Genomic DNA, 25,204 nt, shown 5'->3' on the forward strand with positions numbered 1-25,204 from the left:
CCCTCTTTTATTCCCCTGTAAATTCTGATTTTCTCTTATTTAAAAATGCATCCATGCCTTCTTTTTGGTCATTAGTTGCAAAACATAGGCCAAAGTGAGTTTTTTCAATTTGCATAGCTGTATCAATATCTGTTTGGGATCCATTGATAATAGATTGCTTAGCGTATTCAACAGCCTTAGGAGCGTGAGATGCAATTTTATTTGCCATTTCAACAGCCTTATCTATAAGATCTTCTGGTTCGTAAACGTGGTTTACAAGTCCAATTTGGTAAGCCTTGTCAGCACCAATCATTTCTGTTGTATAAATAAGTTCCTTTGCGTATCCTGGTCCTATTACTCTAGAAAGTCTTTGTGTTCCACCAAATCCTGGTGTGATTCCGAGACCAACTTCTGGTTGACCAAATTTTGCCTTAGTAGATGCTAGTCTTATGTCACAAGCTATAGAAATTTCACATCCACCACCAAGGGCAAAGCCATTAACTGCAGCAATAACTGGTGTTCTACATTTTTCAATTTCCATGAAAGTATCCATACCAAGTTTTGCAAAGTCGTAGGCTTCACTAGCTGTGAAGTTTGCCATTTCTGCAATATCGGCACCAGCAACAAAGGATTTACCTGCACCTGTTATTATAATACATCTTACATCTTCATCAACATTTGAGAAGAAGTGGTGAATTTCTTTTAACATAGCAGAGTTAAGAGCGTTTAGGCTCTTTTCTCTACTAAGTGTTATAAGAACAACTCCATTAGGTTTTTCTTCTACTATTAGATATTTATAGTCCATCTAGCTTAGTCCCTTCCTACGATAAGAGCTGTTCCCATTCCTCCACCGATACAAAGTGTAGCAAGTCCTTTCTTAGCATCTCTCTTCTTCATTTCGAATAATAGAGTTGTTAAGATTCTAGCACCACTTGCTCCAATTGGGTGACCTATTGCAATAGCTCCACCATTTACGTTAACTTTGTTAATGTCAAAGCCCATTTCCTTGTTAACTGCAGCAGCTTGAGCAGCAAAAGCTTCGTTAGCTTCGATTAGGTCAAGGTCATCTGCCTTTAGTCCAGCAATTTCAAGTGCCTTAGTTGATGAAGGAATAGGTCCTGTACCCATAATCTTAGGGTCAACACCTGCTGTTGCATAAGAAATAATGTATGCAAGAGGTTCTACTCCAAGTTCTTTTGCCTTAGATTCTTTCATTAGTACAAGCATTGCTGCACCGTCGTTGATTCCTGATGCGTTACCTGCTGTAACTGTACCGTCTTTTTTGAAAGCTGGTCTAAGTTTTGCAAGTCCTTCAGCTGTTACACCGTCTCTAATAAATTCGTCAGTGTCACAAACTGTTACATTGCCTTTTCTATCTTTAATTTCTACTGGAACGATTTCGTCTTTAAATCTTCCTTCTTTTTTAGCTCTTTCTGCATTGTTTTGAGATCTTGCAGCAAGTTCGTCTTGCATTTCTCTTGTAATGCCATATTTTTCAGCTACGTTTTCAGCTGTAATACCCATGTGGTAGTCGTTGAAAGCATCCCAAAGTCCGTCGTTAATCATTGTATCAACAACTTTTTTGTCGCCCATTCTTGCTCCCCATCTTTCGTTTGTAAGAGCGTAAGGTGCCATTGACATCGATTCAGTACCACCAGCTAGTACGATTTCAGCATCTCCTGCCTTGATAACTTGAGCTGCTAAACTTACTGCACGAAGTCCTGATCCACAAACGATATTAAGTGTAACTGCTGGAGTCTTAATATCAATTCCTGCTCCAAGTACAACTTGTCTTGCAACGTTTTGTCCTTGTGCTGCTTGAAGAACATTACCGATATAAGCTTCGTCTACCATATCAGCCTTAACATTTGCTCTCTTAAGAGCTTCTTTTGCTGCAATTGAACCAAGTTCTACTGCTGAAGTGTTTTTAAATTGTCCTCCAAAACTACCTACAGCTGTTCTCGCAGCTGATGCTATAACAATTCTATCTTCCATGTTTTCCTCCTTATTACTTCCCTGTGGCAATTGCCACTAGTAAAACAATCTCTCCCTTTGATTTGTACAAGTTGTGCGAGTAAAAATATTATTTCTCTCTTATTTCAACTTTTGCTAAAAGCTATGCCAATTTATACTGCTAGCTAAATAGATTTAATATCCTAAAATCAAATCATACCTTCTAGTACATCAACAATTTTTTTTGCAGCATGACCGTCACCATAAGGGTTAACAGCCCTTGCCATCTCGTCATATAGGTCCTTATCTTCAAGTAAGGCAACTATAGAATCATAAACATCTTGTTCCTTTGTACCAACAAGCTTTGCAGTCTTAGCCTCTACTCCCTCCATTCTCTCTGTCTCATTTCTAAGAACTAGAACAGGTTTCCCTAGAGCAGGTGCTTCTTCCTGTACCCCTCCTGAATCTGTAACGACAAATTTTACCCTTGCCATTAAGTTTGAAAAAGGAAGGTAGGAAAGTGGTTCAATTAAATGAACCCTATCTAAATCAGCAAAATACTTTTCAGCAGCTTCCCTTACTATAGGATTTAAATGTCTTGGGAATACTATTTCAAGATTTTCTTTTTCCAAGACTACACGCCTTATAGCCTTGAAAATATCTTCCATTGGCTTGCCCCAATTCTCTCTCCTATGTGCAGTAAGTAACACTACATCTCTATTATAATCTATATCGTTTAAAATTTCATCGTCAAAAACAAAATCTTCTCTTACAGAATATTTGAGTGCATCTATAACAGTATTTCCAGTTATGAAAATATTTTTTTCGTCATAACCTTCCCTAATTAAATTTTGCCTGTTTGATTCAGTTGGAGCAAAATGATAATTTGAAATTACACCTGTTAGCTTCCTGTTGGCCTCTTCTGGATAAGGTGAATAAAGGTTGCCTGACCTTAAGCCTGCTTCTACGTGACCAATTTTTATTTTTTTATAAAAGGCTGCAAGGGCTGCAGCAAATACTGTAGTTGTATCTCCTTGAACAAGCAAGATGTCTGGCTTTAATTCATCTAAAATTTCTTCTAGACCTAGAAGAGTTTTTGTAGTTACATCTGTAAGGGATTGACCCTTTTTAAAAATGTTTAAATCATAGTCTGGTTTTATATCAAAAATTTCTAGCACTTGGTCCAGCATTTCTCTGTGTTGACCTGTTACACAAGTATAGCACTCAAGGTTCTTTCTCTTTTGGATTTCCTTTATTATTGGTGCCATCTTTATGCCCTCAGGCCTTGTACCAAATACAAATAATACCTTCAATTTATTCCTCCTTGTTTTTTAACATACCTGCTGCCACTCCCGTTGCAATTATAATGAGTAAAACTCCTATTGAAATTACAAGGGCAATGGATGAATGGAATCTTGAAATTAAGTTTGCAAGAACTCCAAAGATTGCAGATATAGAATAGAGAATTACAACAGTCTGCCTTTGATTTAGTCCCATCTTCAAAAGTCTGTGGTGAAGGTGACCCTTATCGGCTTCCACCATGGACTTGCCTGATAATTTTCTTCTAACCATGGCAAAGGCTGTGTCAAATACTGGCACTCCCAGGATTAAAACTGGCACAAATATCATTAAGATGGCAGCTTGTTTTAAAAATCCAGAAATACTTATACATGAGAGCATGAATCCAAGGTAAAGGGCTCCCGTATCTCCCATAAAGATCTTTGCCGGATTGAAGTTGAAGGGCAAAAATCCTAGACATGCACCTGCTACTAATGCGCAGACAAGACTCACATCGTACCTTCCCATCTTGTAAGTTATAAAGAACATGGAGATGGCACATATCATTGAGACACCTGATGCCAATCCATCTAGTCCATCAATTAAGTTAATTGTGTTTGTTATTCCACAAACCCAAAAAATCGTTACTGGTATAGACAGGATATTTAAAATAAGTAGGGCATCATGGGAGTCAAAGGGATTTGTAAAAAATTCAATTTTCATACCGCCAATAATTAATATTACCGCAGCTAAAATTTGAAAAAGAAATTTTAACTTGGGACTTAGTCCTTCCTTGTCATCATAAAGGCCAGATATAGCAATGATAAGAGAAGCAATAAGTGTCATTATTAAATTTTTATTTATTGGCAGATAGTATACCATGAGGATGGATACGGATATTACCATGGCTATGCCACCACCTACTGGTATAGGCTTTTTGTGGACACGTCTCTCATCCTTAGGCACATCTAAAAAACCCTTCTTTTTAGCAATCTTTATAGTAAAGGGCATTTGAATAAATGTCAGTATAAAAGCAGCCAAAAAAGGAATTATATATTTATGCATATTAACCTCTTACTTAGTTCCAAATAATCTGTCTCCTGCATCTCCTAGGCCAGGTACAATATATTTATCATCGTTTAATCTTTCGTCAATAGCTGCAAGATAGATTTCCACATCAGGGTGGGCTTCTTGAACTGCCTTAACTCCTTCTGGTGCTGCTAATAAGTTTATTGACTTAATGTTTTTTGCACCATTTCTCTTAAGTTCGTCTATAGCTTCTATTAAGGATCCACCAGTTGCAAGCATTGGGTCAACAACAAGCATAAGTCTTGATGAAACGTCCTTAGGAAGCTTTGAATAATAAGTTACTGGTTTGTGAGTTTCTGGATCACGATACATTCCTATGTGACCAACTCTTGCTGCAGGGATAATTGTAAGTAGCCCTTCTACCATGCCAAGTCCTGCTCTTAGGATTGGAACAATTCCAACCTTCTTACCAGAGATAACTCTTCCTGTTGTCTTGCAAATAGGAGTTTCTATTTCAATTTCTTCAGTTTCAAGGTCTCTTGTAACTTCATAGCCCATAAGAGTTGCTATTTCATTGGCAACTTGTCTGAATTCCATGGAGCTTGTTTCTTTTTTTCTTAAGATTGTCATCTTGTGATCAATTAGTGGGTGTTTTATTAAAGTGTATCCCATTTTAGTCCTCCTCGATTTTATTTACTCTATTAATGTGTCTTCCGCCTTCAAATTCTTCATCTAAGAAGGCATCTAGTATTTCTATTGCCATGTCATGACCTATAAGTCTTGCTCCAAGGGCCAATACATTGGCGTCGTTGTGACGTCTTGCAAGCCTTGCAGAGTAGGGTTCAGAGCAAAGTGCTGCCCTTATTCCCTTAACCTTATTTGCAGAAATTGAAATTCCAATTCCAGATCCACAAATTACTATTCCAAAGTCTAGTCCCTCATCTATTACAGCATGACCAACTGCATGACCATAGTCTGGATAGTCTACCCTTGAATCATCAAAGGGTCCCAGGTCCTTAACTTCAATATTTTTTTCTTCAAGATATTGGATTAGGTCTTTTTTTAAATAAAAACCTGCGTGATCTGAACCAATTCCTATTTTCATATTTCCTCCTAAATTCTCATGACTACCTTGCCACCGCAAGCCTTCAAGAGTCTATTCATTATACTAAGGCCCATTCCCCTAAGTTCAAAGCCTTCAGCAAAAATTATGTCAATATCTTCTTCGTCACATCTTCTTAGTGCATCAAAAAGATTTGTAGCAACCTCTTCCAAATGCTCCCTTGATCCAAGGTTTATAAGTAATTCTACACCCGTATTTTCATACTCGTCATAGGTTTCCTCAGTTGCAAGGACTGCGATTTTCTTGCCCTTGTTCTCTTCTATATTCTTCTTGATTTCATTTACAAGTTTATCAAGCCTACCGCCAAAGCAAATTGCCTCTGCCCTTGGGGCATAGTGCCTGTACTTTTGTCCCGGTGATTTTGGAACTTCGTGGGACTTGGAATCAATAGTTGCTGAATCAATAGTGATTCTTTCATCAACTTCTTGTAGGTCCTCAAGAGTAATCTTACCAGGCCTTAAAATCATTGGTGGGTCAACTGTAACATCTAGAACTGTTGATTCTATTCCAACAACAGAGTGGCCACCATCTACAATTATATCAACTCGACCATCAAGGTCTTCTATTACGTGTTCCACCTTAGTTGGTGAAGGTCTGCCAGATAAGTTTGCTGAAGGAGCAGCTACTGGAAAATCCACTGACTTTAAAATGTCGTGAGCAATCTTGTTGCTTGGCTCTCTTATGGCAACTGTGTCAAGACCTCCTGTCGCTTCATCAGGTACCTTGTCTGACCTCTTGAAAATTATTGTTAAGGGACCTGGCCAAAACTTTTTAATACATTTTTTTGCCACTTCTGGTACTTCTGCAACTAAATCGTCAAGTTGAGAGTTATCTGCTATGTGAAGTATTAGTGGGTTGTCGCTAGGCCTTCCCTTGGCTTCATATATTTTTTTACAAGTCCTCTTGTTAAGTCCATTGCCACCTAGTCCGTAGACAGTTTCTGTTGGCAGGACAACGAGGCCTCCATCTCTTAGGGTCTGGCTTATTTTTTTTAGATAAACTTTATCTTTGCCATTTCCCTTAAATTTAAATATGTCTGTTTTCACAAAAAAACACCTCTATCCTTAATATTATACCAAGAAGAGAGGCGTTTTTTAATACCTTATAGCTATTTAATTCTTGTGAGGGATAATTTTACCAGTTTTTACACTTTCTTTAAACTCACTAATAATTTTTTCATAAACTTCATCATTTTGTAAAACTTCTATTCCAACTTCAACAATGGCTGCAATAGTTTTTTTCATTTGGTCAAAGGCATAGTCAGTCATAGTTGCGTCCCTAAACTCAACTGTGTGAGATGGTGTTCCTTCTTCAGCAATTTTAAAATAGCCGTGAAGTGTTGGGACTTCGTGAGAAATATCTCCTGCATCAGTGGATCCTGAGTTTAATTCTATGTCCTTAACTTCTTCATCAAGATATTTTTTCATCTTTTCCATTAGGACTTCATTAAAGGCAAGATTTCTAACTGTGTTATCATTTCCCTTTTCGTATTCAGAAATTTTAACTTGGCATCCTGTTGCAAGGGCAGCACCCTTGGCACAAGCTTCAAGTTTTTCTAAAAGTTCTAAGAGATATTTTTTCTCTGGACTTCTTGCATAAAATCTTGAATCAGTGTAGTCAGGAATAATGTTGGCAGCCTTGCCACCATCTTTTATGATTCCATGGATTCTTGAGCCGTCCTTTGTCTGTTGTCTTAGGGCATTGATGGCTGAGAATAAAACTATTTGTGCATCAAGGGCATTGATACCCTCATGAGGTGTGTCTGCAGCGTGGGCAGTCTTTCCAAAGAACTCGAACCTTCTTGTTGCAAGGGCCAAGGAGTTTGGTGTAACTGAGTTAATGTCTCCTGGGTGCATCTCAATGGCAACATCAACATCCTTTAGTTCATCTGACCTTGAAAGTTCGATTTTTGTTCCGCCAACTTCTTCTGCAGCAGTTCCAAAGACAATAACTCTTCCGCCAATATCATCAATTAACTTTGACAAAACTATTCCTGCTCCTGTGGCAGTAGCTCCTAGGATGTTGTGACCACATCCATGACCAATGCCTGGTAGGGCATCATATTCTGACAAATATGAAATTGTCCTCCCAGGTTTTTTTGAATCGTAAACTGCCTTAAAGGAAGTCTCACATCCAAGATAAGGGCACTCCACATCAAATCCATGCTTTTTTAACAAATCTATGTGGGCCTTTGAAGACTTGTATTCTTCAAAGCCAATTTCTGGGTTATCATAAATAAATTTTCTAAGGGAATCGAGTTCACCAGATATTTCTTCAACTATATTTAAAATATTTTCCATTTAATCACCTACTTGTTAATCCTGTAATATTGGTATCTCCTGTAGTCGTCATAATAATCCTTAGCCTTACCCTTTACTTCTTGTCTTGGATAAGCTTCCTTGCCATCAAATACATAATTTCTTGAAATAATTGGGAGCTTCTTCCTCAAATCTGAGTTGTAGATAAAGAAGTTATCCACCTTGTTGAATCCCAACATATCAAGCACAGTTGATGAAAGGTAGCATGCAGCAATTGGCTGACCATCTTTTACTTCAACCTTATTCTTATCCATAAGGGCCTTGGCTTTTTCATTAGCAACTACTATATAAGGAGTGGAGTAAAATTCTACTTCCTTGTCAATATTGTCATTGGAAAGATGCTTTCCAATTTCATCAAAACCTGACTGATTTGTGCCAAGTCCTGGCAAGTGGTCACCGTAGAAGATCATAATAGTTGGCTCGTCAAGTTCTTCCATCATGTTGTACATTTCTCCCAACATTGTATCCATGGCCTTTACCCCCAAGAAGTAAGAACCAATACTATTCTTTACATCTTCAGTAAGTTGTGACTTACAAGTGAAGGGCAAAATTTCTCCATACTTACCAAGATCATAAGGTCCGTGGTTTTGGATATCAACTGCGTAAGATAAAACTGGTTCCTTAGATTCCTTTACAGCCTTTAAAAATCTTTCTTTATAAATTTCTGTAAATTGTTTTTCATCTACATATCCGCCCTTCATAAGAGGTTCCTTTATATCTTCTAGGAAGATATTGTCATCAAGTCCAATCTTTGGATAGACATCTTTTCTTCCATAGAACCAGGCAAAGCCAGGGTGAAAACCATAGGTCTTGTAGCCAATAGTTTTTAAAAGATTTGGAAGAGATCCAACATCTCTTTTTATGGCATTAAAGGCGTAGTTGTTGTCTGGTGCACAATTAATAGTCATTGCTCCTGTCAAGACATCAAACTCTGTGTCGCCTGTTCCACCAATATATGCAGGGACAACAACCCTTCCGTGTAGGACAGATTCTTTTTGTAATTTTTTAAAGTTTTCGTTAGGATCATTGCCCTTTTCAAAAGTAAATTGTGGATCTTGCGACAAGTCTGTAAAGGCCTCTCCCATTATCCAAATTATGTTTGGCCTTTCCATCTTCTTTATTGCTTCGATGTTTTTACTTTGGTCTTTGGAGTCACGTTCTGCAATTTCTTTTTCATTGTAACCTTCTGGTGGCCTTATGAAAGAATTTTTCAGATTGTATAAAAAGGAATAATTAAAGCCCTTTGAGTTACACTGATCAATTGAATTGTAAATATTTCCCTTAACTGGAAGCTTGTAGTATAGACCGTCCTTAGAGTAGACAAAAGTAATAAGCAAGGCTGATGAAATTAAAACTACAAGGACTGAAATTATTCTGTCCTTTAATCTAATTTTTTTACTTTTAAACATAAATGCTATGACAAGCAAGACAACTAAGCCAGCAAGAGCTGTAAGACTACCCCTTAGGTCAGGATAATAAGAATTCTTTGTCATATTAAGAGCTTCGCCAGCAAGCCTTATGTCCGAAATTTTAAGGGGCGCATTCCTATAAAAAACCTTATTCCTGTTGACAACAAAAATCACTAAGTAAAAAATGGAATTTAAAATTAAGGCAGGTCTTCTTCTACCAAGAAGTCCCTGAAATAAAATTCCCGTAAGTAGTATTGGAATAAAATTTAAAATCAAGACTAGGGGAGTCCTTATTAATTTATCAGGCAGCCCTCCGCCTGGTGCCAATACAAGCATAGCAAGACCAATAATTAATCCAAAAAGTCCATGAATCAAAATATCATAGACATTAAAGGCCTTGACCTCCTTTGATTTATTTTTATTAAACATCTAATCACCTTCTAATTTTTAATTATACAATATTTTAAAATTTTGGGGAGTTTTTGTAAAGTTTATGTAAATATATTTTATGGATTTAAAGGATTTTAGCTTGAGTTTTTAAATTTATAAAGCTAGGTCTATCTTTTAATTTTAAACTACAAAAATTTACAAACTTAGAAGTTTTTCAATATTTTTATTTAATATCTATAAAATTTTTATAGAGTTAAGCTAAATATTACATTCATAAATTAAATTTCCCATAAATTGTATATGCTTACAAGGAAGCCACAACTTTCCCATAAGTTAATATAAGCCTAAGCATCTTAAATTATTTAATATATTATTTTAATTTATTTAAAAAATTCATTTTCCCGCAAAAAAAAGACTGCCGAAGCAGTCTTAATTTCTCTTTTCAGAGTGAAGATTGGTATAATTTTATTATTAATCTTAGGAGTTATGGGGTTCCCAAAATCAAAGTAATTTTTGTTAAATGACATTAGCTATCATTAACTGTGTTTATTATAGTATAGGTAATTTATTTTGTAAAGGGTTTTTGATAAAATTTATCAAAATTATTTTATCGTAATTTTTTTAAAAATTTTAGATTTATATTTAAGAAATTATGGGATCTTTATAAGTAAGAAATTTTTATAAACTTGTATCATCATAGGAGTTCGCAATTTTTTATAAACTTCTAATGTCTAATAAGCTTTTAAATATTAATTAAGTCCCCAAGTCTTGCAACTTTACAAATTTTTAGAAAGTCAAAGTTATTTGCAACTTTTTACAAATTTTTAGAAAGTTAAAGTTATTTGCAACTTTTTACATATTTATGAATTCAAAGTTATTTACAAGATTATAAATCTTTATTAAGTCATAGTTACTTACAAGTTTTCAAAGCTTTATAGAGTCATGCTCTCCTATAAGTTCACAAGCTTTTAATTTTAAAATCTCCTAAACTTAAATTTTTGTAAAAAAAAAGCACCCAAGGAGGTGGGTGCAAGGGGATTCCGGTAATTGTGATATTAAGGAAAAAAAGCTGGTAAACTATAAGGGATTCTTAATATTTTATTTCACAATTAACATACACATAGTATATAATAAAAGTACGACAAAATAAATTAATAAATATTTGTATAAATGACAAATTATTTTTGATAGGAGGAAATATGAATTTTGAAAGTATCTACTACTTTACAGAACTTGCGAAGACTTTAAATATGAATGAAACTGGAGAAAAACTTTACATTTCACAACAAACCCTCTCCAACCACATTAAAAGACTTGAAGACTATTACGGGACTAAATTCTTTTTTAGAAAGCCAAAGCTAATGCTAACACCAATTGGCGAGGAGTATCTTGCCTATGCCGAGAGACTCCTAACGAATGAGTCCGACATGATAAATAAAATAAGAGACCTTGAGAGCGAAAGTATTGGTAAGCTCATCCTAGGTGCATCTTCCCCTCGTGCAGATATGTTTATCCCTTCGATTATAGAAAAATTTACTGAAGAGTTTCCCCAAGTTGGGCTTGTCCTCCACGAGAAGCAGTCCAAAGACTTGGAAGCCATGTGTCTTGAAAATAAATTAGACCTTGCCATCTCCATTGACGAGAACTACCAAAATGAAAATTTAAAATCTCACCTCCTCCTAGACGAAAAACTTTACCTATGTGTCAGCGATAGGCTACTTAAAAAACATGTTAGAAATCTTAAGACCTTAAAGAAAAAATCTATTGAGAAAGTTGATCTCAAGGACTTCAGCAAGCTTCCCTTTCTTTTATATACACAAGACAACAGGATAAGAAGCCTTATCAACGAGAGCTTCAAGGCGGCTGATGTAAGACCCAATGACTACATTGAAACAGGCTACTCCAGGATTGCCCTATCTATTTGCAACAAGGCAATAGCTGCAGTTTTCATTTCTCAAATGAATATCAAGAGGTGGATTGACGAGTTTGATGACGACGTCAACATCTTCCCTCTTTATTCTGGAGATGAGCCTGTGACTCTTGGCATCTATGCCATAAAAAATAAGGATCGCTACATCACCAAGTACGCCAAGAGGTTCGTTGAGCTCTTGGAAGAATATTTTAATTCCTTCCACGCAGATAAATTAGAAAGAATCGCAAAAAAATAAAGCAAGAGTGGCACCATGAGGTGTCACTTTTACTTTATAAAAATCTTTTTTAACTTCTATCTCTTCTTTAAAAATTGTTTCCAAATTCTTGTCTAAACCTATTGAAGAACTCTTCTTGTCTTCTTGCTCTTGCTTCTTCTTCAGCAGATTTTTCTCTATTTTGTGCTCTTAAGTCCTTTTGAGCTTCCTTGTCATTTTCTATTGAGTAGTCAGTGAAGCTTACTTCAGTAGTCATCTTCTTGCCATTTCTTACATATTCGATTTCTACCTTGTCACCAACTTGGTACTTGTAAAGAATTGACTTTAAGGCATTGTTATCAGATACTTGGTCTTTGCCAATTCTTGTAACAATGTCTCCTGCTTCAAGACCAGCTGCAGCTGCAGGTGATCCATCGTAAACCTTGTAGACAAAAATTCCCTTGTCAAGATCTGGCTTTTCATTTAAGACTTGGGCTGCTACATCAACATTCATAGTTAGCATTCCCATGGACATTTCCTTGTATTTTCCAGTTTCAATAACTTGTTTAATGATTGGTTTTATGAAGTTTATTGGAATTGAAAATCCAAGGCCTTCTGCTGATTGAACCTTAACTGTGTTGATGCCGATGACTTCTCCCTCAGCATTTAATAAGGCTCCACCAGAGTTACCTCCGTTTATTGATGCATCTGTTTGGATAAGTCCAGTCATGTAACCCCCACCACTAACTGCTCCAACATACCTGTCAAGTCCAGAGATGATACCTTGAGTTACTGTTTGAGAAAATTGTAAGGAGATTGGGTTACCAATTGCTATTGCAGTGTCTCCAATGGAAAGAGCATCAGAGTCTCCAAGACTTGCTGCATTTAATTTTTCATCAGTGTTAATCTTTACAATGGCTAGGTCAATCATTTCATCTGCCCAAATTGTCTTGCCTTGGATGTCCTTTTCATTGTTAAGTCTAACTGTTACGTCTTTTACAACTTGGTTATTTAGTTTAACAACGTGAGCATTAGTAAGGATGTAACCCTTTGGGTCAACAATTACACCTGATCCAACCCCTTGGACCTCAACTTGTCCAAATAAGGATTGTTGGACTCCCTTAGTTGTTATTCCAACTACAGAAGACATAGCCTTCTTGGCAACGGCTGATGCCACTGAGACATTGTCCTTTGCAGAAATAGTAATATTGGAATCACTATTTGATGTCTTACTTTCTCCCTGTGGCAAGAGCTTGTAAGTTGTAATTGCTGAACCAATTATTCCCCCAATAAGGGAAAAAACTAGGGCGATAATGATTACAATCTTTCCCATGCCAGGGTTTTTATTTAAATTGTCATTCTTCTTCATATTCTTCCTCCTCTAATAATTTATGACTTTATCTTAGTATGGATTTGTGAAAGATAAATGAATTTATAATAAAAGCTTTTTGAAATGATTTTTATTTTTTTCTCTTTGGTTTTCAAAAGTAAATTAACTTTAGATGGCATAAAAAAGAGACCCTCTAGGATCTCTTTAAAATTTTTAGTTTTCAAAAGCTGGTATAACTGCTCCCTTGAATTTTTCTTCTATAAACTTCTTAGCTTCTTCAGAGTTAAGAACCTTTAAGAATTTTTTGAATTTTTCCTTATCAGCATCTTCTTTTCTAATTGCAACTAAGTTTGCATATGGTGAATCTGTTGGTTCTAAGAAGATTGAGTCCTTAGTTGGGTCAAGTCCTTGTCCAATTGCAAAGTTTGAGTTAATAACTGCAGCACCTGCATCCTTATAAACTTGTGCAATTGAAGGCGCATCCATTGCTGTGAACTTTAAGTTCTTTGGATTTTCTGCAATATCTTTTTCTGTTGAGTTAAGATTTGTCTTGTCTTTTAACTTAATTAGGCCAGCATCTTCTAGTAAGATTAGGGCTCTTGCACCGTTACTTGGATCGTTAGGGATGATGATTTCTGCACCATCTTCGATTTCATCAACTGACTTATACTTTTCAGAGTATATAGCCATTGGTTCGATGTGAACGTAACCTAGGACGTCAAGATCATCGATGTTTCTTTCTTCTGTAAAGCTGTCAAGATATGGTTTGTGTTGGAAGTAGTTGGCATCAAGGTCACCAGCTTCTAGTTGAAGATTTGGTTGGATGTAGTCATCAAAGTTAACAACTTCTACATCAAGACCTTCTTTTTCAAATTCTGGCTTTAAACCTTCAATGATTTCTCCATGAGGTGTTGGTGATACACCAATAACAATCTTGTTGTCTCCATCTGCTGGAGCTTCTGCCTTAGCATCTTCTTTCTTTGCACCGCCACATCCTGTTAGGGCAAGTGATAGGACCACTGATCCTAGTAAAAATAATTTTTTAAAATTTTTCATATATATCCTCCTCTAAAAAATTTATTAACTAATTAATATTAAAATGTTGGAAGCACTGCTCCCTTGAAAGTATCTTCGATGTACTTTCTGCTTGCTTCTGATTGTAAAACTTTTACAACTTTTTTATAAACTTCATTATTTTCTTCGCCAGATCTTGCTGCCACTATGTTTGCATAAGGTGAATCCTTAGCTTCTGTAATTATTGCATCCTTTGGATCAAGTCCATTGGAGATTGCAAAGTTTGGATTTATAAAGGCAAGGTCTGCATCTTGATAAACTCTTGGAATATTTTGGGCATCAACTGCAGTGAATTTTAAGTTTTTTGGATTTTCCACTATGTCCACTTCAGTTGAGTTTAAGTTGTTTCTATCCTTTAATTTTATAAGGCCTTCCTTGTCAAGAATTAGTAGGGCTCTTGCTCCATTTGTTGGGTCGTTAGGAATTATAATTTCTGCCCCATCTTCAAGGTCCTTGATGTCCTTTATCTTTGATGAAAATCCAAGAAGTGGTGTTATAAATATTTTTGAATTTTCTAGGGAAACTATATTTGTCTTCCTATCCTTGTTAAAGCTATCAAGATAGGGTTGGTGTTGGTAAAAGTTTAGGTCTAAGTCCCCTGATTCAAGTTGTAGGTTTGGTTGAACATAGTCTGAGAAAACTACAAGATCAAGATCAATGCCTTCCTTTTTAAATTCTGGTTCAAGGGCCTTTATAAGTTCTCCATGAGGTGTCTCTGATGCACCTATTGTCACCTTAGTTAGTTCTCCTGACTTTGCCTCCTTTACTTCTTGCTTGTTGTCTTTTCCACATGCTGTTAAAACTGCAATAAGTCCAATTAGTGTAAACAAAATTTTCGTCTTCTTCATCTTTTTTCTCCTTGTTGTCATTTCTTTTTTCTTTTTTTCTTCCGCTTTTTCTTCTCTATTTTTTCTTGTCAATCTTCTTAGTCAAAAAGTTTCCAACAAATTGGACTATTTGAACCAAGATTATAATAACAAGAACTGCTGACCATAGGATTAGAGGCTCATTTCTTTGGTAACCATACCTGTTTGCCACATCTCCTAGGCCGCCACCTCCCATGACACCAGCCATAGCAGAGTAACCAATAACATTTATTACTGTCATTGTGATACCTGTCACTATCATTGGCATTGCCTCTGGTATCAAGACCTTAAAGATTATCTCCCTCTTAGATGATCCCATAGACTTAGCTGCTTCGATGATTCCTGAGTCAACTTGGATAAGGTAACCTTCCATTAGTCTTGCAACAAAGGGTGCTGCTGAAACTGAAAGTGGAATTATCATCGCTGCAGTTCCGTAGGACTTTCCAACAATTAATCTTGATAGGGGGAATACAACTATCATCAAGATTACAAAAGGAAAGGATCTTAGGATGTTTATGATTCCATCTAGGACTGAATAAACTTTTAAGGATTCAGTAAGTCCTCCAGGTCTTGTTGTTGTTAAAATTATTCCCAAGGGAAGACCTATTAAAAGGGCAATTATTGTCGAAGCAATTACCATTATTAAAGTTTGTGGAATTGCCGGTAAAACTATATCAATTATTCTATCCATTTAAAGCACCTCCACAATTACGCTGTTTTCTTTTAAGAATTCAATGGCCCTTGCTCTTTCTTCATCCTTACCTAGGATTTGAACTGTAAGGTAACCAACATTTGCCGCATTTAGCTTGTTTATATTTCCAGATAAGATGGAAAAATCTATGTCAAACTTCTTGACGCATTGGGAAAGAATTGGCTTGTCATAGTTGTTGTCTGCATAGGATAGTCTAAGGACATCTCCCTTGTAGTCGCTAGCTCTTACATAGCCTTCTTCCACATCGTCTTCAAGATTTTTTATAAAGGATCTTGTTACAGCAGTCTTTGGATTAGTGAAGAGTTCCTTTGTGTTATTTTCTTCAATAATTTTTCCAGCCTCCATAACTGCAATCCTGTCACAAATTTCTTTAGCAACTTCCATTTGATGGGTGATCATTATAACAGTCATGTCAAATTCATCTACGATTTTCTTTAAAAGACTAAGGACTGACTTTGTGTTTGCCGGGTCAAGGGCTGATGTCCCTTCATCTGAAAGTAGGATCGATGGGTTAGTTGCAATGGCTCTTGCTATTGCCACCCTTTGCTTTTGTCCACCAGACAATTCTGCTGGATAAGAGTTCTTCTTATCTTCTAGGTCAATAAAGTTTAGAAGTTCATCTACCCTCTTATTTATCTTTTCCCTAGACACCCCAGAGATTTCTAGGGGATAGGCAATATTTTCTGCCACAGTCTTTTGCATGAATAAATTGAAATATTGGAAGATCATTCCAATATCCTTTCTTGCAGCCCTGAGTTCCTTTTCATTTAGGCCAATGATAGATTTGCCATTGACTAGGATTTCACCTGAGCTTGGCTCTTCTAGTCTATTGATACATCTAACAAGAGTTGACTTGCCGGCACCAGATAAACCTATTACACCGTAAATCTCTCCCCGATTGACCTTGAAAGAAACATCATTTATGGCTCTAAAACTTCTTCCATCAGTTTTAAATTCTTTAACCAAATTTTTTACTTCAATCATTTTTCCTCCAAAACAATAAAAAAGAGCTTCCATCCCATAAGGACGAAAGCTCGTGTTACCACCTTAATTTATCGCTTCCTCACGAAAGCGACCTCTTCAAGTACTATCATACTCTACTTCTGTAACGGGAAGACCCGTAAATACCTAATATCAGTATTTCCTAGAGAAGGCCATGTTCACAAAAAATTCATCTACTTCTTTCACCACAGCGAAGCTCTCTTTAATCAAAATTTTAAGTTACTCTTCTTCTCAAAAGTTTATTTTTGAATTACTTATGATTATATTAGCTTAGATTTTAAATGTCAAGCATAATATTTATTTTATTTTTAATATTTTCATATCCTCTTCAACACTAGTAATACCAGCGATTCCAAAGTTTTCTACTAAAACATCTACTACATTTTTTGATAAAAAGGCAGGAAGACTTGGTCCAAGATGGATATTTTTAACTCCAAGTGACAAGAGGGCAAGTAAAACTATTACAGCCTTTTGTTCGTACCAGGCAATGTTATAGGCTATTGGAAGATCATTTACAGATTCCACCCCAAAGGCATCAACAAGGGCAAGGGCAATTTGAATTAGTGAGTAGGAGTCATTACATTGGCCTGCATCGAGAACTCTTGGGATTCCATTAATGTCGCCAAGGTTTAGCTTGTTGTATCTATACTTAGCACAACCAGCAGTTAAAATTACAGTTGACTTAGGAAGTTCCTTGGCAAAATCTTCATAATAATTTCTATCAGTCATTCTTCCATCGCAACCTGCCATGACAACAAATTTTGTTATGTCGCCATTTTTTACAGCTTCAATTACCTTGTCAGCAAGTTCCATAACTTGACTGTGAGCGAAACCTCCCACAATTTTTCCTTTTTCAATTTCCACTGGTGGCTCACAAGACTTAGCAAGCTCAATTATTTTTGAGAAGTCCTTGTGACCATCTTTGTCCTCTTCAATGTAAGTGCATCCAGGATAGCCTGCAGCTCCTGTTGTAAACAACTTATCCTTGTAAGAATCTTTTGGAGGAACAATACAGTTAGTTGTCATTAGGATTGGACCATTAAAGGACTCAAACTCTTCCCTTTGCTTCCACCAAGCATTCCCATAATTGCCAACAAAGTTTTCGTATTTTTTAAACTTTGGATAATAATTTGCTGGTAACATTTCTGAGTGAGTGTAAATATCCACACCAGAATCTTTTGCTTGTTCAAGGAGCATTTCAAAGTCTTTTAAGTCATGACCAGATACTAGGATACCAGGATTTTTTCTTGCTCCAATGTTTACTTCAGAAATTTCTGGATTTCCGTAAGTCTTTGTGTTGGCGCCATCAAGTGTGGCCATTGCTTTATAACCCATCTCTCCAGTCTTAAGAGTCAAGGCAATTAATTCATCAAGGCTTTTTTCTTCTAAGAGATCAGCCATGGTTCTTAAAATAAATTTATTTACTTCTTGGTCTTCATATCCCAAGACCTTAGCATGTCTTGCGTAGGCAGCCATTCCCTTAAGGCCATAAGTTATTAGCTCTTTTAAACTTCTTAGGTCTTCATTTTCTTCTCTAAGAATAGAAACTTCGTGACTTGCAATTTTTTTATCGATTTCAGAAAAATCTACAGATGACCAAGCTCCTGCATCGCTATAAGTTTTTTCTTCTCTCAAAGAATTCATAAGCTCAATAGTATCTATGATTCTGTTTTTTATTTGCGCATCGTCAAAGTTTGCATTAGTGATAGTAGTAAAGAGATTTAAAATAACTCTGTCTATTACCTCTTTATCTTCCTTCCCGCTTTTCACAGCGATTTCAGAAAGTCCCTTAGATATCCAAATTAAAAAATCTTGGTAGTTGGCAACAGTTGCTGTCTTTCCGCAAACTCCCCTCTTTGTACATCCCTTATTCTTTAAAGTTTCTTGGCATTGGTAACAAAACATATCCATAATCTTCATCCCTTCTATTTATATAATTCATAAATTTCTTAACTTCTAAAAACATTTTAATAGAGAGATAAAAACTTTTCTGTTGCAAATGCAACAAGAAGTTAAAAAAAAAAAAAAAAGAGACCCCTTTCAGGGTCTCCATAGGTGTATATTAATGAGGATTTATATAGTGATTGCAATTTTAAAAATTACTTTTTGTCATTAGCTATAGCTTCGTCAATTTTCTTGTAAAGTTCAGCTTTCTTTTCTTTGTCATCAACTGAACCCACACTTGCATCGCCTATGATCTTGCCTTGTCTATCAATTAATAAAGTTGTTGGGAAGGCAGTTAGGTTTTTAAGGTAAGCATCAATTTCTTCAGAAGGTTTAACAGCAAGGTTAGTATATTTTACTCCCTTAGCTTCTAATATTTTTTCTGCTTCTTCCTTAATTTCTTTATTTTCATAAGTGTCTAGGCAAATTGACATAACCTTCACATTCTTATCTTTTAACTCTTCGCTAATTTGTTGTAGAGCTGGCATTTCATCAATGCAACCCTTACAGCCTGTGAACCAAATGCTTAAAATTGTCACCGGATGGTCTTTAAAGACATCACTGCTTACTGGGTTGCCCTTAAAGTCTACTGCATCAAACTTTGGGAAAGAATCTCCCCCTGAAATATCACTTGCTTCTGGTGCCTTACTTGTGCAGGCAGTCATAGATACCAATAGAATCATAAGGACAAATAACTTACTTATCTTATTAAAAACTTTATTCATAACTTACTCCTTCGTCAACTTTATTTTTATTAATAGAGGTGGAAATTGCAGAAGTCGGACAAGCCCTTAGGCAGTCCCCACACCTTATACATTCTAGAGCGTTTTGGTTCTTTGACATGTCTACATCCATCTTACAAACTCTCTTACACTTGCCACAGGAAATACAAGAATCATCCACATGGTACTTGTAAAATGAAAACTTATTAGTTATGGCATAAAAAGCACCTAGAGGGCAAAGGTATTTGCAGAAAGGCCTGTAGAAAAATATTGAAAGCAAAGTTATTAGTGTGAGAATTGCAAACTTTAACTTAAATAAATTTCCCAAGGCTCCTCTTATAGATTTGTTGGCAATAGAAAGAGGTATTCCTCCTTCCAGTATACCTTGTGGGCAAATATACTGACAGAAGTATGGAGAAGCTCCTCCAAGTTCGTCAGTTAAGAATATTCCAAAAAGAAAGACTACAAAAATTAAAATCAAATACTTCAGGTATTTTAAAAATGAAAATTTTCTTGTAGAGAACTTTTTTGTAGGAATCTTATACAAGAGATCCTGAAAAAAACCAAAGGGACACATGAAACCACAGATAAGCCTTCCAAATAGAGTTCCAAAGAAAAGCATTAGTCCCGTCACATAGTAGGCAAAATTAAATTTAGACGAGCCAACTAGTGCTTGAAAGGATCCTATTGGACAAGAGAAGGCAGCTCCCGGACAAGAATAACAATTAAGTCCTGGAACACAAAGGCTCTTAGTCTTACCTGTGTAGATAGTTCCCTTGATGAAGTTTGGAATATGTAAGTTTGTAAGAAGGGCAAATGTTCCTTGAAATAAATTTCGTTTTTTACCAATATTTTTTAGAAGATTTATTAAATTAGCCAATTCCAACGCACTCCAAACAAATTCTTATTGCCTTAGAAAGCACTGTATCCACTTCATGTCTATAAGCTCCATAGATAACAAAGGCAATAGACAAGAGTAACATAAGATATGATAACTTTTTTTCTGCAAAATCCTTCATGTTTTCACCTCACAAGTAGTATAGCATTAAGGGTGTAAAGATAAGGTTAAGAAATCTTAATTATCTTAATTTTTAAAAAATTTTTAGAGTGAAATAATAAGTTTTAGCTCAAATAAATTTAAAATAAAATAATAAGCTCTAGCTCGAATAAGAAACAACTTCAAGAATAGTATCTCCCTATTTCTCTAGAATCTATTAATAAAACCCAAAAAATTTTTACTTAAATTCATACAAGCTATTTAAGAAAGTTTTTTGATTTTTAATTTCTAATACCCTTGCAAACAGAATAAAATTTACTATTTTAATTAAATCTTATTCTAAAATCTAAAAAATTATAATAAAAAAGCTGTGACAAATTCACAGCTAACTTGGTGACCCATGCGCGATTCGAACGCGCGACACCTTGATTAAAAGTCAAGTGCTCTACCGACTGAGCTAATGGGTCTTATTAAGTTTCAATAAAAAATCTGTGTCAACCACAGATTAAAAATGGCGGAGAGGAAGGGATTCGAACCCTTGTGGGCTTGCACCCTAACGGTTTTCAAGACCGCCCCGTTATGACCACTTCGGTACCTCTCCACAAATATTAAATTAAAAAATGGTGACCCATGCGCGATTCGAACGCGCGACACCTTGATTAAAAGTCAAGTGCTCTACCGACTGAGCTAATGGGTCTCACTTGGCTGGGGTGGCAGGACTCGAACCTACGCATGCCAGAGTCAAAGTCTGGTGCCTTACCGACTTGGCTACACCCCAATATTTATTTGGCGCACCTAGGAGGATTCGAACCCCCGGCACACGGATTAGAAGTCCGTTGCTCTATCCAACTGAGCTATAGGTGCTTAATATGGAGCGGGTGAAGGGAATCGAACCCTCGCAACCAGCTTGGAAGGCTGGGGCTCTACCACTGAGCTACACCCGCATGAATAAAACTTATATAAAATTTTTGGTGGAGGAGAGTGGATTTGAACCACTGAAAGTTAAACTAACGGATTTACAGTCCGTCCCCTTTGGCCAACTCGGGAACTCCTCCATGTAAGTCCCTAATAAGATTTTTTGGAGCTGGTGGGAGGACTTGAACCCCTAACCTACTGATTACAAGTCAGTTGCTCTACCAATTGAGCTACACCAGCATCTCTTATTAAAAATAAAATTACAATATTTTAATTGGCGACCTGGATCGGGCTCGAACCGACGACCTCCAGCGTGACAGGCTGGCATTCTAACCAACTGAACTACCAGGCCCAATTTTGGTGGACACAATAGGGCTCGAACCTATGACCCCCTGCTTGTAAGGCAGATGCTCTCCCAACTGAGCTATGCGTCCATCTTGGTGACCCTGCCGGGAATCGAACCCGGGATACCACCGTGAAAGGGTGGTGTCTTAACCGCTTGACCACAGGGCCTAATATGGTGGCGGTTTATAAATCACAAACCGTTATTTTGAAAATGGTAGCGGCGAAGAGATTTGAACTCCTGACACTACGGGTATGAACCGTATGCTCTAGCCAACTGAGCTACGCCGCCATATATTTTTATGGTAGCGGGAGAAGGATTTGAACCTCCGACCTTCGGGTTATGAGCCCGACGAGCTACCATGCTGCTCCATCCCGCGTCATTTTTACCCGGCTACTATTTCTTTTTGGTGCCGAGAATCGGAATCGAACCGATACGGTGTTTAACCACCGCAGGATTTTAAGTCCTGTGCGTCTGCCATTTCCGCCACCCCGGCTTATCTTTTTTAATGGCTCTCAGGGTGGGACTCGAACCCACAGCCTACCGGTTAACAGCCGGTTGCTCCACCATTGAGCTACCTAAGACTATTGGGGACTTTTGTCCCTTTCTGGCGATAACTTACTCTCCCAGGTCGTTGCCAACCAAGTACCATCAGCGGACTAATGCTTAACTTCTGTGTTCGGTATGGGTACAGGTGTGTCCATTGTCCTATTCTCACCAGATTAACTTAAAAACTAATCTCACCCTTAACTCTTTGGTCAAGTCTTCGACCTATTAGTACTCGCTAGCTGAATGTATTGCTACACTTACACCTTGAGCCTATCTACCTAATTTTCTTCTAGGGGTCTTATCTTTCGAGGGAAATCTCATCTCGAGGGGGGCTTCGGGCTTAGATGCCTTCAGCTCTTATCCCTTCCAAACTTAGCTTCCCAGCTATGCACTTGGCAGTACAACTGGTGCACCAGAGGTTTGTCCATCCCGGTCCTCTCGTACTAAGGACAGCTCCTCTCAAATTTCCTACGCCCACGACGGATAGGGACCGAACTGTCTCGCGACGTTCTGAACCCAGCTCGCGTGCCTCTTTAATGGGCGAACAGCCCAACCCTTGGGACCTACTTCAGCCCCAGGATGAGACGAGCCGACATCGAGGTGCCAAACCTCCCCGTCGATGTGGACTCTTGGGGGAGATAAGCCTGTTATCCCCGGGGTAGCTTTTATCCGTTGAGCGATGGCCCTTCCACTCGGTACCACCGGATCACTAAGTCCTGCTTTCGCATCTGCTCGACTTGTTGGTCTCGCAGTTAAGCTCCCTTCTGCCTTTATACTCTGCGCACGATTTCCATCCGTGCTGAGGGAACCTTTGAACGCCTCCGTTACTCTTTCGGAGGCGACCGCCCCAGTCAAACTGTCCAACTGAGAGTGTCCCTTCCCCAGATTCATGGGGTTAGGTTAGAATTCTAGCATTAAAAGAGTGGTATCCCAACGGTGGCTCCTTAGATACTGGCGTACCTAATTCTTTGCCTCCCACCTATTCTGTACATTTAATCCCAAAATTCAATCTCAGCCTACAGTAAAGCTCCACGGGGTCTTTCCGTCCTGTCGTGGGTAAGCGGCATCTTTACCGCTACTACAATTTCACCGGATCCTTTGTTGAGACAGTGCCCAAATCGTTACACCTTTCGTGCGGGTCGGAACTTACCCGACAAGGAATTTCGCTACCTTAGGACCGTTATAGTTACGGCCGCCGTTTACTGGGGCTTCAGTTCTAAGCTTCGCTTGCGCTAACTTTTTCCCTTAACCTTCCAGCACCGGGCAGGTGTCAGCTCCTATACTTCGTCTTTCGACTTAGCAGAAACTTGTGTTTTTGGTAAACAGTCGCTTGGGCCTTTTCACTGCGGCCCCCTGTTACAGGGGCTCCCCTTCTCCCGAAGTTACGGGGTCATTTTGCCGAGTTCCTTAACAAAGGTTTTTCCGCTCGTCTTAGGATTCTCTCCTCACCTACCTGTGTCGGTTTACGGTACGGGCGATACTTCTCTTGTAGTGGCTTTTCTTGGCAGTGTGGAGTCATAAGCTTCTCTACTTGTTTTCGATCCGCATTACGCTTCATCCTTTTCGGAGAGCGGATTTGCCTACTCTCCAGACTTTGCGCTTGCACGCCTCACCAACTGGGCGCTCTTATTATCCTCCTGCGTCCCCACTTCCTTTAACGATTGTATCGGTACAGGAATTTCAACCTGTTGTCCATCGACTACGCTTTTCAGCCTCGCCTTAGGTCCCGACTTACCCTGAGTGGACGAGCCTTGCTCAGGAATCCTTGGGTTTTCGACGGGTGAGATTCTCACTCACCTCTCGCTACTCATGCCAGCATTCTCTCTTGTATGATGTCCACACTGCCTTACGGCTTATGCTTCGTCCTTCATACATTGCTCCTCTACCAACGTTTAACGTTCCATAGCTTCGGTATATAGTTTAGCCCCGGTTATCTTCGGCGCAGAGTCACTTGACTAGTGAGCTATTACGCACTCTTTAAATGAGTGGCTGCTTCTAAGCCAACATCCTAGTTGTCTCAGTAACTCCACATCCTTTCCCACTTAACTATAATTTTGGGACCTTAGCTGATGGTCTGGGCTCTTTCCCTTTCGACTATGAAGCTCATCCCACATAGTCTGACTCCCTAGTGCATGATATGGTATTCGGAGTTTGATAGGTTTTGGTAACATATGCATGCCCCGCAACCAATCAGTGCTCTACCCCCTTTTCATGTCTTACTAGAGGCTAGCCCTAAAGCTATTTCGAGGAGAACCAGCTATCTCCGTGTTCGTTTGGCTTTTCACCCCTATCCACAAGTCATCCGATAACTTTTAAACGTTACCCGGTTCGAGCCTCCATTGAATTTTACTTCAACTTCACTCTGCTCATGGATAGATCACACGGTTTCGGGTCTACAACCACTAACTTTCGCCCTATTTAGACTCGCTTTCGCTTCGGCTCCGCATCTGTAATGCTTAACCTTGCTAGTAATCGTAACTCGCTGGCCCGTTCTACAAAAAGTACACGATCGTGGCGTATGCCACTTTCGCTGCTTGTAAACACTAGGTTTCAGATTCTATTTCACTCCCCTCTCGGGGTTCTTTTCACCTTTCCCTCACGGTACTTGTTCGCTATCGGTCACCAAGTAGTATTTAGCCTTAGGGGGTGGTCCCCCCATGTTCCCACTGAATTTCTCGTGTTCCGTGGTACTCTTTTGTGTCGGATATCTTCGCTTTCGCCTACAGGACTCTTACCTTCTTTGGTTAATCTTCCCAGATTATTTGGCTGGCTATTGTCTCTTTTTACACTTTGGGCTCTTCCCCGTTCGCTCGCCGCTACTCAGGGAATCGAGTTTTCTTTCTTTTCCTCAGGTTACTTAGATGTTTCAGTTCACCTGGTTCGCTTCCTATAGTTATGAATTGGCTATAGGATACCTTGCGGTGGGTTTCCCCATTCGGATATCTACGGGTCAATGGATATTTGCTCCTCTCCGTAGCTTTTCGCAGCTTGTCACGTCCTTCGTCGCCTCTTGGTGCCTAGGCATTCACCTAGTGCTCTTTTTAACTTGACCTTTGTTAATAAACATTTCTGTTTATTTCCAGTTTAATTGTTTTGTTTAAGAAATTTTGATTAGTTTTTAAGTTGTTATGGTTCTCTTCTTTTT

The 25,204-nt window shown here is 38.0% G+C and carries 19 protein-coding genes, 15 tRNA genes and 2 rRNA genes; 1 reads left to right on the plus strand and 35 read right to left on the minus strand.

Annotated features, from left to right (window positions below; all coding sequences use genetic code 11):
* Nucleotides 1–7 precede the first annotated feature (7 nt).
* The 9 genes from M9426_RS02530 to M9426_RS02570 form a co-directional block, all read right to left on the minus strand.
* On the minus strand, nucleotides 8–784 hold the full coding sequence (locus tag M9426_RS02530) for an enoyl-CoA hydratase-related protein (protein ID WP_250342354.1): 777 nt from the start codon (nucleotides 782–784) through the stop codon (nucleotides 8–10).
* A 5-nt stretch (nucleotides 785–789) separates the two neighbouring features.
* Nucleotides 790–1,974: an acetyl-CoA C-acetyltransferase gene (locus M9426_RS02535; RefSeq protein ID WP_060800448.1), complete on the minus strand. Its 1,185-nt coding sequence runs from the start codon at nucleotides 1,972–1,974 to the stop codon at nucleotides 790–792.
* Between the two features lie 167 nt (nucleotides 1,975–2,141).
* Nucleotides 2,142–3,245, minus strand: coding sequence for a non-hydrolyzing UDP-N-acetylglucosamine 2-epimerase (wecB, locus tag M9426_RS02540; RefSeq protein ID WP_256466632.1), 1,104 nt, complete (start codon nucleotides 3,243–3,245; stop codon nucleotides 2,142–2,144).
* 1 nt (nucleotide 3,246) lies between these two features.
* Nucleotides 3,247–4,275, minus strand: a complete 1,029-nt coding sequence (locus tag M9426_RS02545) for a glycosyltransferase family 4 protein (protein WP_250342355.1) — start codon at nucleotides 4,273–4,275, stop codon at nucleotides 3,247–3,249.
* A 9-nt stretch (nucleotides 4,276–4,284) separates the two neighbouring features.
* Nucleotides 4,285–4,911: a uracil phosphoribosyltransferase gene (gene upp, locus M9426_RS02550; RefSeq protein WP_250342356.1), complete on the minus strand. Its 627-nt coding sequence runs from the start codon at nucleotides 4,909–4,911 to the stop codon at nucleotides 4,285–4,287.
* Between the two features lies 1 nt (nucleotide 4,912).
* On the minus strand, nucleotides 4,913–5,344 hold the full coding sequence (gene rpiB, locus M9426_RS02555) for a ribose 5-phosphate isomerase B (RefSeq protein ID WP_005957310.1): 432 nt from the start codon (nucleotides 5,342–5,344) through the stop codon (nucleotides 4,913–4,915).
* An 8-nt stretch (nucleotides 5,345–5,352) separates the two neighbouring features.
* Nucleotides 5,353–6,408, minus strand: coding sequence for an L-threonylcarbamoyladenylate synthase (locus tag M9426_RS02560; RefSeq protein ID WP_250342357.1), 1,056 nt, complete (start codon nucleotides 6,406–6,408; stop codon nucleotides 5,353–5,355).
* A 66-nt stretch (nucleotides 6,409–6,474) separates the two neighbouring features.
* Nucleotides 6,475–7,662 (minus strand): M20 family metallopeptidase, encoded by a 1,188-nt coding sequence (locus M9426_RS02565; protein WP_250342358.1) that lies wholly within the window; start codon nucleotides 7,660–7,662, stop codon nucleotides 6,475–6,477.
* 8 nt (nucleotides 7,663–7,670) lie between these two features.
* Complete coding sequence (locus M9426_RS02570) at nucleotides 7,671–9,518, minus strand: LTA synthase family protein (protein ID WP_250342359.1); 1,848 nt, start codon at nucleotides 9,516–9,518, stop codon at nucleotides 7,671–7,673.
* 1,160 nt (nucleotides 9,519–10,678) lie between these two features.
* Between M9426_RS02570 and M9426_RS02575 the strand changes: the two genes are divergently transcribed.
* On the plus strand, nucleotides 10,679–11,647 hold the full coding sequence (locus M9426_RS02575) for a LysR family transcriptional regulator (protein ID WP_250342360.1): 969 nt from the start codon (nucleotides 10,679–10,681) through the stop codon (nucleotides 11,645–11,647).
* A gap of 67 nt (nucleotides 11,648–11,714) precedes the next feature.
* On the opposite strand, the gene M9426_RS02580 is transcribed toward M9426_RS02575, so the two are convergent.
* From M9426_RS02580 to M9426_RS02705, 26 genes are all read right to left on the minus strand, one after another.
* Nucleotides 11,715–12,974 (minus strand): S1C family serine protease, encoded by a 1,260-nt coding sequence (locus M9426_RS02580; protein WP_250342361.1) that lies wholly within the window; start codon nucleotides 12,972–12,974, stop codon nucleotides 11,715–11,717.
* Between the two features lie 174 nt (nucleotides 12,975–13,148).
* Nucleotides 13,149–13,991, minus strand: coding sequence for a MetQ/NlpA family ABC transporter substrate-binding protein (locus M9426_RS02585; protein WP_250342362.1), 843 nt, complete (start codon nucleotides 13,989–13,991; stop codon nucleotides 13,149–13,151).
* Nucleotides 13,992–14,029: 38 nt separating this feature from the next.
* Nucleotides 14,030–14,857 (minus strand): MetQ/NlpA family ABC transporter substrate-binding protein, encoded by an 828-nt coding sequence (locus M9426_RS02590; RefSeq protein WP_250342363.1) that lies wholly within the window; start codon nucleotides 14,855–14,857, stop codon nucleotides 14,030–14,032.
* Nucleotides 14,858–14,912: 55 nt separating this feature from the next.
* Nucleotides 14,913–15,566, minus strand: a complete 654-nt coding sequence (locus tag M9426_RS02595; RefSeq protein ID WP_148465643.1) for a methionine ABC transporter permease — start codon at nucleotides 15,564–15,566, stop codon at nucleotides 14,913–14,915.
* Nucleotides 15,567–16,571, minus strand: coding sequence for a methionine ABC transporter ATP-binding protein (locus M9426_RS02600; RefSeq protein ID WP_250342364.1), 1,005 nt, complete (start codon nucleotides 16,569–16,571; stop codon nucleotides 15,567–15,569).
* A 315-nt stretch (nucleotides 16,572–16,886) separates the two neighbouring features.
* Nucleotides 16,887–18,494: a hydroxylamine reductase gene (hcp, locus tag M9426_RS02605; RefSeq protein ID WP_250342626.1), complete on the minus strand. Its 1,608-nt coding sequence runs from the start codon at nucleotides 18,492–18,494 to the stop codon at nucleotides 16,887–16,889.
* Nucleotides 18,495–18,688: 194 nt separating this feature from the next.
* Nucleotides 18,689–19,258, minus strand: a complete 570-nt coding sequence (locus M9426_RS02610) for a TlpA family protein disulfide reductase (protein ID WP_148465639.1) — start codon at nucleotides 19,256–19,258, stop codon at nucleotides 18,689–18,691.
* Nucleotides 19,251–20,135 carry a 4Fe-4S binding protein gene (locus tag M9426_RS02615; RefSeq protein WP_005957338.1) on the minus strand — a complete coding sequence of 295 codons (885 nt, stop codon included), beginning with the start codon at nucleotides 20,133–20,135 and terminating at the stop codon, nucleotides 19,251–19,253. The genes M9426_RS02610 and M9426_RS02615 overlap by 8 nt, the downstream gene beginning before the upstream one ends.
* Nucleotides 20,128–20,274, minus strand: coding sequence for a CD1871A family CXXC motif-containing protein (locus M9426_RS02620; RefSeq protein ID WP_197407902.1), 147 nt, complete (start codon nucleotides 20,272–20,274; stop codon nucleotides 20,128–20,130). Before M9426_RS02620 ends, M9426_RS02615 begins: the two co-directional genes overlap by 8 nt.
* 369 nt (nucleotides 20,275–20,643) lie before the next feature.
* Nucleotides 20,644–20,719, minus strand: a tRNA-Lys gene (locus M9426_RS02625).
* A gap of 45 nt (nucleotides 20,720–20,764) precedes the next feature.
* Nucleotides 20,765–20,853, minus strand: a tRNA-Ser gene (locus M9426_RS02630).
* A 20-nt stretch (nucleotides 20,854–20,873) separates the two neighbouring features.
* A tRNA-Lys gene (locus M9426_RS02635) sits at nucleotides 20,874–20,949 on the minus strand.
* A 5-nt stretch (nucleotides 20,950–20,954) separates the two neighbouring features.
* Nucleotides 20,955–21,030 (minus strand) — tRNA-Gln (locus M9426_RS02640).
* A gap of 9 nt (nucleotides 21,031–21,039) precedes the next feature.
* Nucleotides 21,040–21,116: transfer RNA gene (locus M9426_RS02645), tRNA-Arg, on the minus strand.
* A 6-nt stretch (nucleotides 21,117–21,122) separates the two neighbouring features.
* Nucleotides 21,123–21,196: transfer RNA gene (locus M9426_RS02650), tRNA-Gly, on the minus strand.
* A gap of 25 nt (nucleotides 21,197–21,221) precedes the next feature.
* A tRNA-Tyr gene (locus tag M9426_RS02655) sits at nucleotides 21,222–21,307 on the minus strand.
* A gap of 24 nt (nucleotides 21,308–21,331) precedes the next feature.
* A tRNA-Thr gene (locus M9426_RS02660) sits at nucleotides 21,332–21,407 on the minus strand.
* 35 nt (nucleotides 21,408–21,442) lie between these two features.
* Nucleotides 21,443–21,519 (minus strand) — tRNA-Asp (locus tag M9426_RS02665).
* 6 nt (nucleotides 21,520–21,525) lie between these two features.
* Nucleotides 21,526–21,601: transfer RNA gene (locus M9426_RS02670), tRNA-Val, on the minus strand.
* Nucleotides 21,602–21,605: 4 nt separating this feature from the next.
* Nucleotides 21,606–21,680, minus strand: a tRNA-Glu gene (locus M9426_RS02675).
* 44 nt (nucleotides 21,681–21,724) lie between these two features.
* Nucleotides 21,725–21,801 (minus strand) — tRNA-Met (locus M9426_RS02680).
* Nucleotides 21,802–21,812: 11 nt separating this feature from the next.
* Nucleotides 21,813–21,889: transfer RNA gene (locus M9426_RS02685), tRNA-Met, on the minus strand.
* Nucleotides 21,890–21,917: 28 nt separating this feature from the next.
* Nucleotides 21,918–22,006, minus strand: a tRNA-Leu gene (locus M9426_RS02690).
* Between the two features lie 13 nt (nucleotides 22,007–22,019).
* Nucleotides 22,020–22,094, minus strand: a tRNA-Asn gene (locus M9426_RS02695).
* A gap of 21 nt (nucleotides 22,095–22,115) precedes the next feature.
* A 5S ribosomal RNA gene (gene rrf, locus M9426_RS02700) occupies nucleotides 22,116–22,232 on the minus strand.
* 32 nt (nucleotides 22,233–22,264) lie between these two features.
* Nucleotides 22,265–25,111, minus strand: a 23S ribosomal RNA gene (locus tag M9426_RS02705).
* Nucleotides 25,112–25,204: the final 93 nt, after the last annotated feature.

This window comes from Peptoniphilus genitalis, assembly GCF_023614525.1.
Classification (GTDB): Bacteria; Bacillota; Clostridia; order Tissierellales; family Peptoniphilaceae; genus Peptoniphilus_A; species Peptoniphilus_A genitalis.